Origin of the sequence: Henriciella litoralis (assembly GCF_002088935.1) — a bacterium.
In the GTDB taxonomy this organism is placed as follows: domain Bacteria; phylum Pseudomonadota; class Alphaproteobacteria; order Caulobacterales; family Hyphomonadaceae; genus Henriciella; species Henriciella litoralis.
In genome coordinates this window covers 2,065,884-2,081,918 of sequence record NZ_NCSS01000006.1, presented here as the reverse complement: position 1 = coordinate 2,081,918, position 16,035 = coordinate 2,065,884, and the positions used below count along the sequence as shown (strand labels likewise).

The 16,035-nt window shown below is 59.5% G+C and carries 19 protein-coding genes; 13 read left to right on the top strand and 6 right to left on the bottom strand.

What is annotated here, in order from left to right:
* Window positions 1-26 precede the first annotated feature (26 nt).
* Entirely contained in the window at window positions 27-1,553 is a 1,527-nt protein-coding gene (locus B8783_RS13655; RefSeq protein ID WP_169711797.1) for a TadE/TadG family type IV pilus assembly protein, read from the top strand.
* Here B8783_RS13655 and B8783_RS13650 read toward each other — a convergent pair.
* Entirely contained in the window at window positions 1,550-2,008 is a 459-nt protein-coding gene (locus tag B8783_RS13650; protein WP_084420654.1) for a winged helix-turn-helix transcriptional regulator, read from the bottom strand. The two genes, B8783_RS13655 and B8783_RS13650, sit on opposite strands and share 4 nt — an antisense overlap.
* Before the next feature lie 124 nt (window positions 2,009-2,132).
* Between B8783_RS13650 and B8783_RS13645 the strand changes: the two genes are divergently transcribed.
* From B8783_RS13645 to B8783_RS13635, 3 genes are read left to right on the top strand one after another with little or no spacing between them, the layout of a single operon-like run.
* The gene (locus B8783_RS13645) at window positions 2,133-2,831 is read left to right on the top strand and encodes a hypothetical protein (RefSeq protein ID WP_139792373.1); all 699 of its coding nucleotides are present in this window, start codon (window positions 2,133-2,135) and stop codon (window positions 2,829-2,831) included.
* Window positions 2,832-2,843: 12 nt separating this feature from the next.
* Entirely contained in the window at window positions 2,844-3,389 is a 546-nt protein-coding gene (locus tag B8783_RS13640; protein WP_084420652.1) for a GNAT family N-acetyltransferase, read from the top strand.
* 9 nt (window positions 3,390-3,398) lie between these two features.
* Window positions 3,399-3,911: a hypothetical protein gene (locus B8783_RS13635; RefSeq protein WP_084420651.1), complete on the top strand. Its 513-nt coding sequence runs from the start codon at window positions 3,399-3,401 to the stop codon at window positions 3,909-3,911.
* Here the strand turns inward: B8783_RS13635 and B8783_RS13630 are convergent.
* Window positions 3,908-4,390 carry an arsenate reductase ArsC gene (locus B8783_RS13630; protein ID WP_084420650.1) on the bottom strand — a complete coding sequence of 161 codons (483 nt, stop codon included), beginning with the start codon at window positions 4,388-4,390 and terminating at the stop codon, window positions 3,908-3,910. The genes B8783_RS13635 and B8783_RS13630 overlap by 4 nt on opposite strands.
* A complete protein-coding gene (locus B8783_RS18535; RefSeq protein WP_169711796.1) occupies window positions 4,387-4,536 on the bottom strand; it encodes a hypothetical protein in 150 nt (49 codons plus the stop codon). The genes B8783_RS13630 and B8783_RS18535 overlap by 4 nt, the downstream gene beginning before the upstream one ends.
* 83 nt (window positions 4,537-4,619) lie before the next feature.
* Here B8783_RS18535 and B8783_RS13625 point away from each other — a divergent pair, with 83 nt between their 5' ends.
* Window positions 4,620-6,824 carry a prolyl oligopeptidase family serine peptidase gene (locus tag B8783_RS13625; protein ID WP_084420649.1) on the top strand — a complete coding sequence of 735 codons (2,205 nt, stop codon included), beginning with the start codon at window positions 4,620-4,622 and terminating at the stop codon, window positions 6,822-6,824.
* 145 nt (window positions 6,825-6,969) lie between these two features.
* A complete protein-coding gene (locus B8783_RS13620) occupies window positions 6,970-7,854 on the top strand; it encodes an SDR family NAD(P)-dependent oxidoreductase (protein ID WP_139792372.1) in 885 nt (294 codons plus the stop codon).
* Here the strand turns inward: B8783_RS13620 and B8783_RS13615 are convergent.
* The gene (locus B8783_RS13615) at window positions 7,851-8,150 is read right to left on the bottom strand and encodes a hypothetical protein (protein ID WP_084420647.1); all 300 of its coding nucleotides are present in this window, start codon (window positions 8,148-8,150) and stop codon (window positions 7,851-7,853) included. The genes B8783_RS13620 and B8783_RS13615 overlap by 4 nt on opposite strands.
* Between B8783_RS13615 and B8783_RS13610 the strand changes: the two genes are divergently transcribed.
* The 3 genes from B8783_RS13610 (at window position 8,149) to B8783_RS13600 (ending at window position 11,233) form a co-directional block, all read left to right on the top strand.
* On the top strand, window positions 8,149-9,132 hold the full coding sequence (locus tag B8783_RS13610) for a DMT family transporter (protein WP_084420646.1): 984 nt from the start codon (window positions 8,149-8,151) through the stop codon (window positions 9,130-9,132). The two genes, B8783_RS13615 and B8783_RS13610, sit on opposite strands and share 2 nt — an antisense overlap.
* Window positions 9,133-9,191: 59 nt before the next feature.
* Window positions 9,192-9,971, top strand: a complete 780-nt coding sequence (locus B8783_RS13605) for a hypothetical protein (RefSeq protein WP_084420645.1) — start codon at window positions 9,192-9,194, stop codon at window positions 9,969-9,971.
* 203 nt (window positions 9,972-10,174) lie between these two features.
* On the top strand, window positions 10,175-11,233 hold the full coding sequence (locus tag B8783_RS13600) for an acyltransferase family protein (RefSeq protein ID WP_084420644.1): 1,059 nt from the start codon (window positions 10,175-10,177) through the stop codon (window positions 11,231-11,233).
* 124 nt (window positions 11,234-11,357) lie between these two features.
* On the opposite strand, the gene B8783_RS18385 is transcribed toward B8783_RS13600, so the two are convergent.
* Both B8783_RS18385 and B8783_RS13595 read right to left on the bottom strand, forming a co-directional pair.
* Complete coding sequence (locus B8783_RS18385; RefSeq protein ID WP_139792371.1) at window positions 11,358-12,026, bottom strand: hypothetical protein; 669 nt, start codon at window positions 12,024-12,026, stop codon at window positions 11,358-11,360.
* Between the two features lie 152 nt (window positions 12,027-12,178).
* Window positions 12,179-12,364 (bottom strand): DUF1674 domain-containing protein, encoded by a 186-nt coding sequence (locus tag B8783_RS13595; RefSeq protein WP_084420643.1) that lies wholly within the window; start codon window positions 12,362-12,364, stop codon window positions 12,179-12,181.
* Between the two features lie 110 nt (window positions 12,365-12,474).
* Here B8783_RS13595 and htpX point away from each other — a divergent pair, with 110 nt between their 5' ends.
* The 4 genes from htpX to rpe all read left to right on the top strand — a co-directional run bounded on the left by htpX (window position 12,475) and on the right by rpe (window position 16,029).
* Window positions 12,475-13,380: a zinc metalloprotease HtpX gene (gene htpX, locus B8783_RS13590; protein ID WP_139792370.1), complete on the top strand. Its 906-nt coding sequence runs from the start codon at window positions 12,475-12,477 to the stop codon at window positions 13,378-13,380.
* Window positions 13,377-14,660 (top strand): RsmB/NOP family class I SAM-dependent RNA methyltransferase, encoded by a 1,284-nt coding sequence (locus tag B8783_RS13585; protein ID WP_084420641.1) that lies wholly within the window; start codon window positions 13,377-13,379, stop codon window positions 14,658-14,660. The genes htpX and B8783_RS13585 overlap by 4 nt, the downstream gene beginning before the upstream one ends.
* Window positions 14,661-14,772: 112 nt before the next feature.
* The gene (locus tag B8783_RS13580) at window positions 14,773-15,264 is read left to right on the top strand and encodes an outer membrane lipoprotein (protein ID WP_084420640.1); all 492 of its coding nucleotides are present in this window, start codon (window positions 14,773-14,775) and stop codon (window positions 15,262-15,264) included.
* 96 nt (window positions 15,265-15,360) lie between these two features.
* Window positions 15,361-16,029, top strand: coding sequence for a ribulose-phosphate 3-epimerase (gene rpe / locus B8783_RS13575; protein WP_084420639.1), 669 nt, complete (start codon window positions 15,361-15,363; stop codon window positions 16,027-16,029).
* Window positions 16,030-16,035: the final 6 nt, after the last annotated feature.

The window sequence follows — 16,035 nt, the reverse complement described above, 5'->3', positions numbered from 1 at the left end:
TGGTGCCGCCAGCCTGGAGAGACCTGATGAATTTATGGCGCGATGTTCGCGGAAATACAGCGATGATTTTCGCGCTTTGCCTGTTGCCTATATTGGCGTTGGCGGGGGGTGCGATCGATATGACCCGCCAGAGAACTGCGAGCGTCGAGGCGCAATCGGCGCTTGATGCCGCCCTGCTCTATGTGGCGCACGAATCCGGTGAGCTGTCCGACACACAATTGAAAGAGACCGCGGAACGCCTGTTTCTTGAGGAAATGAAGGGCCGGAACCTGGTCATCGAAAAATTCCAGCTTAATCGGGATGGCGACAACCTGACGGCTAATGTCGATGCTCACATACCGACAACGCTTCTGGGGCTCATCGGTATTGGTGAGCTGAATGTCGCGCGCACATCCGAGGTGCGTTATAGCGAGCGGACGTTTGAGATCGCGCTGTCGCTCGATACGACCGGGTCAATGGAAGGCGACAAGCTGAAACGCCTTCAGTCTGCTTCCAAATTGCTCGTCGACAAGATCGATGCCGGGACGTCGAAAACGCAAAACCGCAAGTTTGCCGTTGTGCCGTTCACGACATGGGTAAATGTCGGTCCAACCAAGTGGAAAAAGAACTGGATCGATAAGAACGGCAAGTCTGATGTCAGCGCGACGAATTTGCTGCCGAATGTCAGTCGCACCGCGCTTTACGATGTGCTCGGCGAGGCATGGCCCGGCTGTGTAGAGGCGCGAACCTATCCATATGATGTCGACGACACGCGCCCCTCCAGGTCCGACGCAGAAACCCTCTTCACGCCAAGCTTTTATCCCGACGAGCCGGACGACCGCAGAAGCTACGGCAACGACTATCTGTATGATGGCACCGGGTCCGGAGGCGTCTTGGGAAGGATCGGAAATGTCGTCAAATACGGCCTTAACCCGATCACCGGCCAGCTGAATAACCGCAGGATAAGCAAGAAAAGCAATTACCGGTTCTTTTCGGACGTCGATACGCCAATCGGCCCCGGCTTTAACTGTGCGACCCGGCCGATCACACCGTTGACTGAAAACCTCGCTCTTGTGCGCAGCGAGATCGATGCGCTGAAAGCCGAAGGCAGCACCAATATAACTGAAGGTGTGGCCTGGGGATGGCGTGTGCTCTCACCCTCAATACCTTTTGGGCAGGGGGCGCCTTATTCAGACAAGAGTGTCGACAAGATCCTCATCCTGCTGACGGACGGCAACAATCATATCTCCAAGCGTTATGATGGGCGCGGCAGTGACTATTCAGCCTATGGCTATCTCGCGAACGGACGCCTTGGACTGTCTACGGGCGCGTCACAACAGGACATCTGGCAGGAAATGGACAAGCGAACGCTGGAAGCTTGTACCAATGCCAAAAGGGACGGACTGATTGTCTATACGATCCGGCTTGAGCTGGCTGATGATCGCTCGGACAAGCTGCTGAAAGCCTGCGCGACGGGCCCGGAATACTATCTTGATGTCCCGGATGCCAGGCAGCTCGATGCCGCGTTCAGTTCAATCGCCGATGACATTCTGCAGCTTTATCTCGCTCGCTAGCGGCGGATAACAACGCGCAGATTATCGACTGACACCTCGCGGCCTTCAGGGGTCACAAAGGCGGCGCGCACGGCTTCGCGGCTTTTCATGTCAGTGAAGCTGATCGGGGGCTGACCATCGCTGTCCAGCCAGGTGTCACCCCACTGCGTCAGCGCGATGAGGATAGGCCGCAAGGCCTCCCCCTTGTCTGTGAGAACATATTCGGACCTGGCCCGGCGCCCTTCGAGCTTATAGGACTGTTTAGCCAGAAGGCCGGCCTTGAACAGATCTTTCAATCTGCCCGACAGGATGGTCCGCGGAATGCCAAGCTCTTCCTGAAAGTCATCGAAGCGGCGGACGCCGTAGAGGGCGGACCTCAGAATAAGTAAGGTCCAGCGGTCCCCGATGAGGTCAATTGCCTTGGCGAGATTGCAACTGGCCGGAGGGACAGGCGATTTTTTCGAGAGCGGTATCATGACAATAAAATATCTGCATGAGTTCGCGATCCAAATCCAGCTTATTCAGGAGCGGCTTTCTGGCGGGGCTGACAAGTGCCTAAAAGTGAGCCTATATCGGGTCACCAATCTATGGGGGACAATCATGCGTTTTTGGACAATAGGACTGAGTGCAGCCTTGCTGGCGGCTTGTGGAAATGGGACGTCAGACACGCCGAACGAAGAGAGCGCCGAAACGGGCGATGTTGCGGCGGTCGAGACAGTCGAGACGGCCGAGACAGAAGGGCGCTTTGCGGCGCTGACGGCGTGCGAAGCGGTTGCGAAGCTCGGCGAAGGGATGAACCCTGACGCCCCCTTTGAAGGTTTGAGCTGGGCGTCGACGCGTGAAAATGCGTTCCCGGACGAGCTTGAAACCGACATGCAGCCCTGGGGGACTGTCTGCAAACACGGCATCCTGACCGGCTGGAATGAGGGTGACCCGGACAGTCACGTATTCCGGTGCAATATCTTCGAAGCCAGCAGCTTGCGGTTTGAGGAAGAAAAGCCGAACGCTGAGGCCGCCTTCAAAGAGGCCAAGGAAACGCTCGATAAGTGTCTGCCGGATGGCTGGACCGCGCGCGTCGATGATGGGCAGCAAAGCGGCGAGGAAGCCGAGACCTATATCTATGAGCGGGCGAGCGATATCGAGCGGCGCAAGAATTCGAATTTCTACATGTATCCGATCCTGCTGCGGAAGGCCTTCTTCAGCTCACCAGAGTCGCGTGGCGGCCCATGGGGCTGGATTGTCGATGTGGCGTTCCAGCAGGAAGAGGCGCGTACCGATGCGCCGGCTGAGCAGGAGTAGTCAGGGCTCAGTATGGGGATCGGACCGACCCTCGAGACGGAAAGGCTGATCCTTCGTCCGCCAAGGCGCGAGGACTTCGCGCCCTGGTGCGCCATGCATGCTGACGCGGACGTCATGCGATTTCTCGGCGGGGCTCAGGGGCCGGAGCTTACCTGGCGGAGCCTTTGCGGCATGACGGGGGCCTGGACGATCGAAGGGTTTTCCATGTTCTCGGTCATCGAAAAATCGACAGGGACATGGATCGGCCGGCTCGGGCCATGGCGCCCGCATGGCTGGCCGGGCACCGAGGTAGGCTGGGGTCTTGGCCGCTCTGCCTGGGGCAAGGGCTATGCAAGCGAAGGGGCTGCAGCGGCGATGGACTATGCCGTTCGCACGCTCGGCTGGACCGAGATCATCCACACCATCCTGCCTGAGAATATCGCGTCTATCCGTGTTGCCGAGCGGCTGGGGAGCCGGATGTTGCGAAAGGTAGACACAGTGCCACCCTTCGAGGGGCAGGTCTGGGATGTGTACGGACAGACCGCCGAGGCGTGGCTTGCGCGGGCCAAGCAAGGCTAGAATAGGCCTATGAGACATCCGATTTCCAGTTCGCTCGCCGATACGGCCAAATTCACCGCTGTGCACGCGGCGCTTGTGAGCGAGACGGACGAATCCCTGCCCTGGCTCGTCACGGGCGCCGTGCTGATGGTGCAGCAAGCCTGCGTGATGTCCCTGTCCGAGGCGAAAGCGGAGATACCGGCCATGCCCGGCCCGGCAGAACTCGTCGCGCGGGTCGCGGACCCAGCAACACTCGCTCAGCCCTACACGGCGCCGCTTCTGGCGGCGGATCACCGCGCGTTTGAGAGGGTCGTCGGCGCGCGCAATGATGTGATGCATCCACGTGCGAGCGGGCTTTTGCTGGACGGTGCGCCCCTGCCGGATGGTTTGCTGGTGGCGGTGAGGCTGGTGCGCCATCTTGCGATCACTCAGCCTGTGCGCCCGTCAATGATGGAGGCGTCTGACGCGGCAAGACTTGGCGATGCGCTCAGCCAGATCGAAACGTCTATCGATTTTTGGAGAACGGTCCTACCGGGCGCTTAGCGCTTTGTGTGGATGTCCTGCGCGGCCGCTTTCAGCTCTGCTGGCGACAGCTCATCGAAGTTCAGCGCGGCAAGACGCTGGAGCCGTTTTTTGAGGCTGGAATAGGTATCCTCAAACGCGGCGCGGCGTTGGGCCATCTCTTCGACATGCAGCGGGTCCTGTAAGGGCCATTGCACCTGTACCGGGTGGCCGGGCCAGGTGGGACAGGTCTCGCTGGCGGCATTGTCGCAAAGCGTGATGACCATATCCATTACCGGCGCATCAGGGCCTTCGAAGACATCCCAGCTTTTGGAGGAGAGGCCGGACGTGTCGTGCCCATTTGCTTCGAGGATAGCGAGGGCGATGGGGTGGGGTTCCTCGCGAGGGCGTGAGCCTGCGCTATAGCCTTTGAAGCCCGGCATGGCCGAGGTCAGAACTTCGCCAATAATCGAGCGGGCGGAATTCCCGGTGCAAAGGATGAGTATGTTTCTAGGCTTCAAAGGTCTGGCCGCTCTGTGGTGACGCCAAGTTCCTGTGCCAGTGCGGCGCCGAATGCAAGCAAAGTCTGCCCCTGGACGAGCGGCGCCCTTGGTGAAAGGCTGGCCGCGCCGGTCTTAAGCAATTTCCGACGCCTTGTGTCTTTCATGACCGTGCCCCGGTTTTCGAGCGCAGATTTTGCTCTAAGCTAAACGCAATCCTTCTGAAGTCGACCGTATCGGAGATACCGAAATGAAGACACCCCAAACAGCTATCGCAGCGCTCATGACGGCCGCCGCCAGTGCGCTGATTTTTTCCACCCCCGCCAGTGCGCAGGAGACGACCGAGACCGTGCCAACCAATACTGAAGCCGAACCGATGCCAGCTGACGCAGAGGCCGCTGCCCAGACGGACCCTTATCTCTGGCTTGAAGAGGTCGAGGGCGAAGAGGCGCTGGCCTGGGTGAAGTCCCAGAATGAGCGGACGCTGGAAGATCTGCAAACCGGCGACATGTATGAGCGCTATTATGAGGACGCGTTGGACGTGCTGCAGTCCGATGAGCGCATTCCTTACGGCACGATCCGCGATGGCTGGGTGTATAATTTCTGGCAGGACGCCACCAATGTTCGCGGCCTCTGGCGCCGCACGCCGCTGGAAAGCTATGCGACCGAAAACCCGGACTGGGAAACGATTGTCGATTTCGACGAGCTGGCCGAGGAAGAGGGCAAGAACTGGGTCTATAAGGGCGCAAACTGTTTCAAGCCGGAAGACGGCGAGAAATGGCTGTGCATGGTCTCGTTGTCCGATGGTGGCAAGGATGCCGTGATCCAGCGCGAATTTGACCTTGAGACGAAGAGTTTCGTCGAAGGCGGCTTTGAAACGACAGAAGCGAAGCAAGGCGTTGCCTGGGTCGATTATGACACGCTGCTGATCGCCACCGACTGGGGCGAGGGCACTACGACAGCCTCTGGCTATCCCTACATCGTGAAGCGCTGGAAACGCGGCACGCCTCTGGAAGAGGCTATTGAAATTGCTCGCGGCGATGAAACCGACGTTGGTGTGTGGCCGATGGCGATGGAGCTTGAAGACGGCCGCATCCTGCAGGGCGCTGTCGAAGCCGATACCTTTTTTACCTCGACCTATTGGTGGCTGCCGGATGGCGAGACCGAACTGGTAAAATGGCCGATCCCGGCCAAATCGACACCGGAAGGCGTCTATCAGGGCAACTTCATGCTGTCGCTGCAGGAAGACTGGTCGCCAGCTGAAGGAGAGGACTTCAAATCAGGCGACCTCGTCGCGTTTGACGTCGATACCTTCCTTGAGACGCGGGAATTGCCACCCGTCAGCCTCGTCTTCAGCCCGGATGAGACACAGGCTGTAAACGGTGTCGCCATTGCGGATGGCGCCGCGCTTCTGTCGATCAACCAGAATGTCGTTGGCAAGGTTCTGAAGCTTGAGCCCGGCGAAGATGGCTGGACGACGAGCGAGATTGAACTGCCGGGCACGGGCCAGGCAGGTATCGCCTTCGCGGACAAGGATGCCGACACGGTGTTCCTCAATTATGAGGACTTCCTGACGCCGGACTCCCTGCTTCGCTATGATGTGGCGACGGGGGAAGTGTCTTCCCTGAAGAGCCTGCCGGAGAAATTCGACACCGAAGGCCTCGCCGTCGAGCAGCATTTTGCGACCTCGACCGATGGTACGAAGATCCCGTATTTCATCATCCATAAGGAAGACATGCCGCTCGACGGCACGACGCCGACGCTGCTTTACGGCTATGGCGGCTTCCAGGTCTCGATGAACCCGTCCTATTCGGCGGTTCGCGGACGTCTCTGGCTTGAACAGGGCGGCGCCTATGTGCTCGCGAACATTCGCGGCGGCGGTGAGTTCGGGCCGGAATGGCACCAGGCGGGCCTCAAGGGCAAACGCCAGATCATCTATGATGACTTCATCTCGGTTGGCGAAGACCTGATCGCGCGCGGCGTGACCTCGACCGATCATCTCGGCATTATGGGCGGCTCGAATGGTGGCTTGCTCATGGGTGTGATGCTGACGCAGCGCCCGGACCTCTGGGATGCGGTCGTTATTCAGGTGCCGCTGCTCGACATGCTGCGCTATCACCTGCTGCTGGCAGGCGCCTCATGGGTTGATGAGTATGGCGATCCAGACGTTCCGGAAGAGCGCGCCTTCCTCGAGACGATCTCGCCCTACAATAATTTCAACGCCGAGACCGAGTATCCAACCCCGTTCTTCGTGACATCGACCAAGGATGACCGGGTGCACCCCGGCCATGCGCGCAAGATGGCGAAACTGTTCGAGGAGGCCGGCAAGCCGTTCTTCTATTATGAGAATGTTGATGGCGGTCACTCAGCGGCAGCCAACCAGAAAGAGACCGCCCGCCGGTCTGCGCTGGAATACACCTATCTGCACCGCAAGCTGTTTGGTGACGGGGAGTAAAACCCCATTGCCTGGGCCGGGCACCTCCCCCGTTCGCGGGGGAGGACTGGCACGGGATCGATCTTCCAGATTTCCCCGACGCCAATCTTGACTTGGGGGCCTCTGGGGCGCCCCCTCGCTGCAAATAGTTCAGTGGAGGAACATCATGACAGACCTTAGCGGCAAGACGGCGATCATCACCGGTGCGGCGAGCGGCATTGGCTATGCGGGCGTCGAGGTTTTCATCGCGGCGGGCGCAAATGTCGTCGCGGGCGATTTGCAGGATGAGAAGGGTAAGGCGCTTGAGGCGCGCTTCGGCTCTGACCGGGTGCGCTATGTCCATTGCGATGTGACGAAGACCGCTGACCTGAAGACGCTTTTCGAGACCGCTGAAGAGGCGTTTGGCGGGGTCGATATCCTCTGGAACAATGCCGGTCATGGCGGTACGCCGAGCGGTGTCGAAGATCTGGATGAAGACGGCTTCGATACGACGATCGCGCTTCTGCTGAAGTCCTGCTTTGTCGGCACCAAGCTGGCTGTGCCGTATATGAAGAAGCGTGGCGGCGGCTCGGTGATCAACACCTCTTCGATCTCTGCCGTGTGCGCTGGCTATGCGCCGATTACCTATTCGGTTGCCAAGAAGGGCGTGGCGCATTTCTCCAAGCTCGCCGCCGCTGAGCTTTCAAAATACAAGATCCGCGTGAACGCGATCCTGCCGGGCTTTATCGCGACCTCGATCTTTGGCGCGTCGCTGGGTCTTTCGCGGGAGCAGGCCGATCAGATGGCTGCAATGGTTGAGCAGCAAGGCGGGCGAATGCAGCCGGCCGGGCGCACCGGGGTCGGGGCTGATATTGCGGAAATGGCGGCGTTTCTCGCGTCCGACAAATCCGGCTTTATCACGGGCGGCGAATTCCTCGTCGATGGCGGCATGACGGTCGGCCCGCGCCACAGCTGGGACGAGACCGATGGCGGTCCACTGCTTGATGCGCTGGGGATTTCCGTCGAGCAGGCCGAACAGATGCGGCTCGCCATGGAAGCGGAGAAAAACTAGGCGTCGCCTGAGCTGCCGCCTTTAACGATGCGAAGGGCCGGAATGGTTTCGACGGCCTTCAGCAGATCTTTCAGGGAGGTGGCATCGGCGACCTTCCTGTCCTTTTCGTCAAAAAGGGCGTAGCCATCGCCCGTCTTTCGGAGCGGAAATTTGCGCCAGTGCGCCTGCGTGCGGTAGAGCCAGACCTCTTCTGGCTCAGCGCCCGCTGCAGACCAGCCGGTCCAGACATGGTCAGCTGGTACGCTCCGCCATAGCTTATCGATCTCGTCGAGGTCTGTTTGGGAAAATGTCTTCATGAATGATCGCACAAGCCAGAATGATGCCGGTGAGTCTAGCCGCCCGCGTCTGTCTGGCAATGCCAAAGGCGCGATCTTCATGTTCCTGTCCGGGCTCGGCTTTACCTTTTACATCGTCCTGTCAAAGGAATTGTCGCGTGAGGTTCACCCGGTTTTTCTGGCCTTCTGGCGGTCGTTTTTTGCGTGCATGATCTCCGTGCCGGTGATCTTGCGTGTGGGCCTTTCCAAGATGAAGACGCGTCGCCCGGGATTGCTCCTGTTGCGGTCGATGTTCGGGACGCTGGGCTTTACGCTCGCGATTATCGCCGTGTCGGCAGACTTCAACCTGTCTTTCTCGCAATTCAATGCGATCAGCTTTTCGCGGTCACTGTTCGTGACGGTGCTCGCCGCGCTTGTCTTGCGTGAGACGGTGGGGGTTCACCGTTGGGGGGCGGTTGGCGTGGGATTTATCGGCGTGCTGATCATGGTTGTGCCCGGCATTTTCATGTTCTGGACACCGGGCACGGGCGAAGGCTTCACGTTTGATCTTGGGACAATGACGGCGATTGCGAGCGCCTTCTTCCTCGCCTTTGCGATTGTGCTGGTCAAATCGCTAAGTGCCGAACTGTCGGCGGTGGCGCTGCTCACCTATGCCAATCTTCTATCCTCGATCCTGCTCCTGCCATTCGCCATCTATTTCTGGTCGGATGCATCCATGGAAACCTGGGGCTGGATGCTGGCCATGGCGGGCGTCGGGTTTGTCGCACAGTTCTGCTACATCTCCGCGGTGAGCGTTGGGGACGCGTCCTTCATATCGCCGCTCGATTACCTCCGCCTGCCCATGGCGACTGTGGCAGATCTCATCATGATCGGCATGCTGCCCAGCATAAATGTCTGGATCGGCGCGGCGATCATCATCGTGTCGGCAGCGTACATCACCTGGCGAGATCGAAAGAAGCAGGCGCAGGTGGTCACCGTGCTCGACAAACGCCCCAAAACTTGACGTTGCTCCTCGCGGGCGAATGTGGTGTCTAAACGGTCTGGGCAGGCAGGGAGCGCAGGATGCGCCAGACACTCGATATCGGAGCGGTCATTCAGGATACGTTTTCCGTCATAGGGCGGAAGTTCAGCGACCTCGCAATTCTCGGCCTGATCTTTGTCGCGGTTCCGACTATAGTCATCGGCATGCTCGCCGCCCAGACGATCGAGCCGGTCGTGCAGTCCTCCGGCATGATCGCTTTCAATTTCTCGCCGGGCCTGTTCGTGGCGAACATCCTGATCGGTCTCCTGCCCTATATGCTGCAGGCGGCTGTTATCCATGTCACGGTCAAGGCCATGGGCCCCGGGAGGAGCGATGTCTCCGGCGCGATCAGTGTGGCACTTCGCTATTTCCTGCCGGTTCTCATCGTCTCGATCCTGCTCAGCATCGGCATCAGCATCGGTCTTCTCCTGCTGGTCATTCCCGGCCTGATCCTGATGACGATCTGGGCCGTGACCGTGCCCGCACTGGTGGTGGACGATGCCGGTATCTTCGGCTCGTTCGGCCGCAGCGCCAGCCTCACCGAAGGCAATCGCTGGCCAATCTTCGGCCTGTTCCTGCTGGCCTGGGTGGCGGTCATCGTGCTTGGGCTCATCCTCTCCGCGCTGACATTCGGCGCCCTCAGCACAGGGCTCACCCAGTCCAGTCTTGCGAGCTTCTCAATCGTCGGGGCCTTGATCGATGGCCTGATGGGGGCTGCCTTCGGCATCGTCGGGGCCGTCGGCAGCTGCGTGCTCTATCTTCACCTGCGCGAGATCGAGGACGGCACGAGCGCCGACGCAATCAGCGACGTCTTCAGCTAGGCGCGTTCTGCCCAGCGGGGGCCGGCTTGTGCACACTGACCTTGTGATGGGATGACGGGCTTCGTTGCCTCGCCCTGCATCCTGCAGCGGTTTGGAAAGGCTAAAAGACGCGCAGTGCGACGCGGCCTCTCGACAAGGCGCCGAATACCTTGTTGAGAGACTATTCCGGCTGACCGGTCCTATTCAGTCTTTCGTGGGGAAACATGGATCAGAAAAAAAGGCGAAACCGGTTTGATCTTTTGCGTCTTACCTTCGCAGTGGCTGTTTTCGTCAGCCATGTCATGGTGCTTCCGGGGTTTGGAGTTACGAAAGAAGCTGAAGACATCTCCTTCATATTCGGAGCGCTTTCGATACAGGGCTTTTTCATCATCTCCGGTGGACTGGTCTATGCGTCATATCTGAGAACGGAAAAGCTCTCGGAATACGCGTTGAAGCGTACGAGACGTCTTTATCCTGCCTATTCGGCCGTCATCTTCGCCACGGTCATTATCGCTCTGATCTTCGTTCCCGATGTCCGGCAGGATCTCGCCACGACCGGGAAGTACATTCTGGCCAATCTCGTCTTTCTGAACTTTCTGCAGCCGGATCTGCCGGGCGTGTTCCAGGACCATCGCTTCACGGCAACGAACGGTGCGCTGTGGACGGTCAAGGTCGAGGTCATGTACTATATGACCGTTCCGATCCTTGTCTGGATGATGGGCCTTTTCGGTAAATTCAGGCTTGTGCTTCTCGCGCTGATCTATGTCGCGGCTGAAACCTGGCGCATCGGCCTCACTCATTATGGCCATGAGACGGGCACCTATTTCCTGTACGAAATCAGCCGGCAATTGCCGGGGCAGATGAGCTTCTTCGTCTCCGGTATCGTGCTCTGGGAGTATCGCAACGTCGTCAAAAAGAAATGGCTGCCAATTGGTCTGATCGGGCTCGCGGCTCTGCTGGCGTCCTATCTGCCTTGGGGCGAACCCTTGCGCGCGGCTGGCTGGTGCGCGGTCATGGGTGCCATTGCATTCTCGCCAGGTCCCGAACTCGACGCAGCCAAGTATGGCGACTTCTCATATGGCATCTACGGGACGCACTTCCCGATCACCCAGACTGTCATCGCGATGGGTGTCTTTCAGTATTCGCTCTGGGCGGGGTATATTACGTGCGCGGTTGTCACCCTTTGCGTTGCCATTGCGCGCTGGAACCTGATCGAAAAGCACTTTCTGGACAGCAAGAACTGGTATCGCCAGCGTGAGGTCATTCACAAAGGCATGGCCTGAAGTCGTGAAGCCGGCACACGGATGTGCTGGCTTCATCTGTTCGAAAATACAGGAGTGGGCTGCGAGTCAGTTCCGGCTGAAGACGCGATATGGGCGAGCGTGGATCGCCTCACCGTTGGCCGGCCTAGTGGCCGCCGCCACCTTTTCCACCGTGGCCGCCATGGCCACCGCCACCGCCGCACTTGTTGCAGCCGCCGCCATGGCCACCTTTTTTGCCGCCTCCCTTGAAATTGCCGCGGAAGGCAAAGGCTGCCGTGGCCGATGAGAAGGCGCTGGCTGAGCTCGATGCGCTGGCATAGGCAAAGCCGCCGCCACCGCCATAATATCCGCCATCGACGCCATTGCCGACGCCGCCGTCAAAGCCGCCAATATCGATGCTGATGCCGCGGTCGACATAGATCGGACGTGGAGGTGGGGGTGGAGGCGCGTAACGAACCGGAGGCGGCACATGCGCCACGGCACCGCCGCAGCAGATGCCGCCGGTCGTGTAACGGTTTACGTAAGTCCGCGTCTGGGATTCGTCATAATAGCTGTGCGTGCCGCCTGAATAGCCAGCCTGATAGACGGCAGCGCCGCCATAGCTCGAGCTGCTGTGTTGCTGCGGAACCGGCGGACAGGACCAGGTGTCCGGACCGATTTCATAGCAACCCGGCTCTGGAGGGGCTGGCGCATGCGCCTGAAGGGGGGCGGGACCGTGATTATAGGTTCTGTCTGGATAGCCATCAGCGAAAGCGGGGCCAGCAAACAGAACGGATGTCGCCGCAAGCGCCATCAATGTGTAACGTTTTGACATGCAATTCGCCTCCTGAGCGAAATTCTTTGGTCCTTGCCTGCAATCGCAGCAAGTGCGGGGCCAATCACCAGTAAACGCCTCTGCGCGGCCAGATGCAAACGGGTTAACCTGAGGCGCGAATCCAGGCCCGCGATTGCACGTGCGGGGCCTGACTAGAAGTCGTAAGTGATGCCTTTGCGCTCCCAGTCACCAAAGCGGGTCGGCTCAATTTTGCGTGGGCCACCCGTTTCGGTCTCACGCTCGGCTTCAAGACGCTTTTCGTGGGCGAGTTGTTCGGCGCGGCGGCTTTCAGCCTCTTCAAGGGCGCGCTGAGCGGCTGGGGGGATGTCTTTTGTCATGATAATTCTGTCATGCTTGTGGTGCGTTCTTCCCACAAGCGTTAATGCTTTCCATATAATCGCCTGCGAAAGATTAAAACGAAGCCCCTCACTATCAAGGAGTGATATTCGTGGGAACGATGAAGACTTTCATTTTGCTGGCAGTCATGACCGCGCTTTTCATGGCGATCGGTTATCTGGTCGGCGGCGCCATCGGTATGGGGATCGCTTTTGTCATCGCGTTCGGGCTGAACGTTTTTTCCTGGTGGAATGCCGACAAGATCGTCCTTCGCATGCAGGGGGCCCGTGAGATTACCGCAGATGAGAAGTCGCCGGTCTACAGGACGTTTGCGAACGATACTCGCGCCCTGGCAGAGCATGCCGGCATGCCGCATCCGCGCATCTACATTATTGATACACCGCAGCCGAATGCCTTTGCGACGGGGCGCAACCCCAACAATGCCGCCGTGGCCGCAACAGCCGGACTGCTCAGCACGCTGACCCGCGAGGAAGTCTCCGGCGTGATGGCGCATGAGCTGGCGCACGTTCAGCACCGCGATACGTTGACCATGACAGTAACCGCGACCCTCGCCGGTGCGATCGGCATGCTGGCCAATTTCGCGCTGTTCTTTGGCAATCGTGAGCGCGGCGGGATTATTGGCGCGATTGCAATCATGATTTTCGCGCCGATGGCGGCAGGTCTCGTGCAGATGGCGATCAGCCGGTCGCGTGAATATGAAGCGGATCGGCGCGGCGCTGAGATTTGCGGCAATCCGTACTGGCTCGCCTCCGCGCTTGAGAAAATTGACCGGGGTGCCCGCGCGACGCTGAACCAGCGCGCCGAAGCCAGCCCCGCCATGGCGCATGTCTATATCATGAACCCGCTTGCCGGGCGCCAGGGTGACAAACTGTTTTCGACGCACCCGGCGACGGCCAATCGCATCGAGGCGCTGCGCAAGCTGGGTGAAGAAATGAATGTAGAGCCACCAGAACGCCTCTATCCTGAAACCGTCGGCACGCGTGGCCCGTGGGGATGAGTGGTGCAAGATCACGCCAGGCGGCGGCAGACCTCTTAATAGAAACGCTCGATAATCGCCGCACGCTGGATGAGGCGATGGCGACCTCTGAAATCTATGGCGGCCTGTCAGGCCCGGACCGCGGCTTTGCCCGCGCGATGGCGAGCGCGGCGCTGCGCCAGCTCGGCCGTATCGACAAGGGCCTTGCCCCGCTGCTGAACCGGCCGATTGAGACAGCGTCTCCGCCCGCCCGCGCTTTATTGCGCGTCGGCGCGGCGCAAAGCTGGCTGATGGAAACCCCGCCGCACGCGGTTGTCAGTGAAACGGTGGATGCTGCCAAGCAGTGGGCGCGAGGCAAGTCTGCGGCTGGATTTTTGAATGCGGTGCTGCGGAAGGTTGTCTCCAGCCGGGAGCGCTTCGATAGCATTCCGGCGACCAGCGTCTGGCCAGACTGGCTGACGGTTGCGATGATGACCAGCCTTGGCGTCGAGACCGCCACACGACTTGCAAAAGTGCAGATGACCGAGCCTGAGCTCGACCTGACCGCCCGTACGCCAGACGCCGCCGATGCACTGGCAGAGGCGATGGATGGCGAACGGATCGGGCAGGTTACGGTTCGGGTCGGCACAGGTGATATCAGCGCGCTTGAGGGCTTTGAGGCCGGAGACTGGTGGGTGCAGGACGCTGCAGCGGTCCTGCCGGCGCAGCTATTGGGCGTCGGTGCGTCGGACACTGTGTTTGATCTTTGTGCGGCGCCGGGCGGCAAAACCATGCAATTGGCGGCAACTGGCGCAAAAGTAACCGCGATTGACCGGTCTGCGGCCCGCCTCACACGCGTGACCGAGAACCTTGAACGCACCGGGCTGACTGAGAATGTTGAGGTGATCACCGGAAAAGTCGAGACCTGGACGCCTGAGACGCTGGCAGATCATGTCCTGCTCGACGCGCCGTGCTCCGCGCTCGGCACGCTTCGCCGTCACCCGGAAGGCGCCTGGATCAAGCAGCCGGACGATATTGCGCGCTTTCCTGATGTGCAAAAGCGTCTGTTGTCGAAAGCCGCTGAACTGGTGAAGCCGGGCGGGCTGATCGTCTATTGCGTCTGTACGCCGCTCAAATCCGAAGGCCTTGATGTCGTCGATGCGGTGCTTGCTGAGGGCAAGATTGAGCGCGAGCCGATTTCGGCCGATGAGGTTGGTGTGTTCGCGGATGGCCTCAGCGGGGATGGCGATCTTCTGACCCTGCCATCGGGGGAATTCGTGCACGACTCCTTCTTTATCTCCCGTCTGCGTCGGAAGGCCTGACGCGCTGAACCCCCTTGATTTGCACCGGCCATAAAAAAGCCCTGAGCAATTCATATACGGTTCAGCGGGACCTCTGGATAATGACTAGGTCCAATGTGCAAAGGAGCACCTCATGACGTCTGTAATGACACTCAAAGCGCCGAGCAGGATGATCGCTGGCGCATTCGCCGCGCTCACGCTGACCCTGGCTGGCTGTGCAGGTACGTATGGCGCGAACACCGTTAACTCGAACTCCGTCGGTTATGCATCGACCGTGAGGCAAGGCACGATCACGGCCGTCCGCGAAGTGACCATCCGGCCAGATAAATCAATTCTGGGCGCTGCGACCGGTGCGGTTCTCGGCGGGCTTGCCGGATCTGAGCTCGGCGGCGGCGACAAGGCGCAAACAGCTGGCGCAGTTGGCGGCGCGGTTCTCGGCGGGCTTGCCGGTAACGAACTTGGCAAAGGCGCGAATACACGTCGCGGCTTCGCCTACACGATCCGCTTTGATTCCGGCGAGGTCGCAGAAATCGTCCAGGGCGCGGATATCTATATGTATCCGGGCAATCGGGTGAATGTGACCTACAATGCCGACCGGGTTACCGTATCGCCAGCCCAGTACTAGACTGGCCTCAATGATTCCGAACGTCATGCAGCCGGTCTGCTGACATCCTCTGCCGCGAGCCTTGTGCTTGCGGCAGATTGGTTTTACGCAACAGGCATGCGTGACGTGCTTATTTCTCCTTCGATCCTGTCTGCAGATTTTGCGAAACTGGGCGAAGAAATCCGGGCGATTGACGAGGCTGGCGCCGACATGATCCATGTCGACGTCATGGACGGTCATTTCGTGCCCAATCTGACCTTTGGCCCACCTGTCATCGAAAAGCTGCGTCCGCACTCGAAGAAGCCTTTCGATGTGCATCTGATGATGTCGCCGGTTGATCCTTTTATCGAGGATTTTGCCAAGGCCGGCGCAGACATTTTGACCGTGCACCCGGAAGCGGGCCCACATATTCACCGGACGCTTCAGGCGATACGCGCGGCAGGTATGAAGCCCGGCGTGGCTATCAATCCGGGCACGCCAGCAGATGTGGTTGATCCGATTATCGACGATATCGACATGATCCTGGTGATGTCGGTCAATCCGGGATTTGGCGGGCAGAGCTTCATCGAGAGCCAGCTGCGCAAGATCGAGATGTTCCGTCGCAAGATCGACGAAACGGGCCGGGATATCATTCTCGAAGTGGATGGTGGCCTCAATCCTGCAACGGCCCCCAGAGCCATTGATGCTGGCGTGTCTGCGATCGTAGCGGGATCGGCAGTATTCAGGGGCGGTCCCGGTGAATATGCTGGGAACATTGCCGCACTTCGCGGTGGTGCCTCCAACTGAAGATCG